This window comes from Streptomyces dysideae (assembly GCF_001514305.1).
Taxonomy (GTDB): domain Bacteria; phylum Actinomycetota; class Actinomycetes; order Streptomycetales; family Streptomycetaceae; genus Streptomyces; species Streptomyces dysideae.
This window is the reverse complement of record NZ_KQ949183.1, coordinates 1-1,559: the sequence shown is the minus strand read 5'-3', so window position 1 is coordinate 1,559 and position 1,559 is coordinate 1. Positions and strand designations below refer to the sequence as shown.

Below are 1,559 nucleotides of genomic sequence, written 5' to 3'. Positions count from 1 at the left end.
GCGCCAGATGCGGGCGACATAGTGGAAGGAGACCTTGATGCCCTCGGTCCGTTTCAGGTAGGCGGCCAGCGTTCGCGTCGACCAGTGCGACAGGCCCGATTCCGGCGGCGGGCTCATCCTGGTCAGCGCGATCACCCGGCCGCGGGTCTGCGGCGGCACCTGGTCTTTCCCGCCGCCGCGCTTCTTTTCCACCAGGCCCGCCAGGCCGTGCTCGGCGTACCGGGTCTTGGTGCGGTCCACCGTTCGCGCGGACACGCCGGCCAGTTCGGCGATGTCCTTACGGCGGCGGCCCTCGCCGGCCCACAACACGATGCGGGCCCGAAGGGCCACGTCTGCCGTCACATGCCGGTCTGCCGCCAACGTCCGTAAATCCGCGGCCTGTTCCGAAGAGAGGTTCACGCACTACCCAACGAGTCAAAGAGCTTCAGGTGACACGAACCAGATCACGAGACACTAGCCGTCTCCAGAACAAGTAGGCAGTCATCGGGAAGGTGGTTGAGGATGTGGACCACCGCTCGCTCGTGGCCTTCGATAAGGCGGGCGATGTGCCGCGTCGAGGCACCGACTTGGACCGCGATACCGGCGAGGACGGCACGGGCGTTGACGGAGTCGAGGGTGCAGGGGATCGGGGCAGTGACGCGCAGAGATCGAAAGGTGCCATTGGAACAGGTGCGCTCCTTCGGTCGAGCCTCGGGAGTGGCGGGGGTCGGCTCGCAGGTAGGCGCCAGGGGCAGACTTGGTGATCGTCTTGACGACGGCCCGCATGTCTTCCCTCCTTCGCTGACCTGGTGTTTCGGGACGTTGTACGTTGACATGGGGTGCAGGAACGTCCAGTCCTGTGAGCCCCTTTCTCGTCTGCTGTGGGCGAATATCGATCTCCGCACAGCTGATGAGCCCTGGTGGCTGCGCCGAACTTTCCCCTTGGATCAGTTCCTCGGCGCTCTGGTCGAGCAGTTGTTGGGTGACTGCATCAGCCGATGCCTCCCCTCTGGGGGGGCGCCCCGGCCCCGACCCGCGCAAACCGGTCCCTTGGTCCCTCGGCATCCGGTGGCCACGGCTGGCTATCTCGATGCCGGCTGTCCTGGCTGATACTTCGCCGCGGAAGGCACCGCCGGCCTCGGGCTGCATCACCGTCTGACACAGCGCGCTGCACATCGCATGCGCGTACTTCGCGGCGGCGCCGCAACCCGAGGCCAGCGCTCACGGTGGAGCGACCAGATTGTTGTTTTTCTTCACACCAAACTCAACTGCCGCCGTGGGCCCGTGAGTTACGCCCCGTCGGCGCCCGCCTCCCTACGCCTGCGCGCGTGCGGTGAACCTGCCGTCGGGACGCTTGTGCAGCCAGCCGCGGTCGGCGAGCTTGGTCATCTTCGCCCGCAGCGGTTCCAGCTTGCCGCGCACCGAGGCGTCCAGGCCCAGCCGCTCGCCGACCGCCCTGACCTGCACCGGGCCGTCGGCCTCCCGCACGATCGCCAGGATCTTGCGGTAGTCGCCGGGCAGCGCGCCCTCATCGGCCGCGTCGCTGCGGTGCGGGATGAGCAGGACTGCTCGCCCGGCCA

General features: G+C 67.6%; 2 protein-coding genes. Both read right to left on the bottom strand.

Features of this window, described 5'->3' with window-relative positions; genetic code table 11:
* Positions 1–330, bottom strand: a 330-nt coding sequence (locus tag AQJ91_RS48270; RefSeq protein ID WP_159054850.1) for a helix-turn-helix domain-containing protein, incomplete at its 3' end; no start/stop codon positions are given.
* 963 nt (positions 331–1,293) lie between these two features.
* The coding region (locus AQJ91_RS48265) for a hypothetical protein (protein WP_234383487.1) at positions 1,294–1,559 on the bottom strand (266 nt) is incomplete at its 5' end.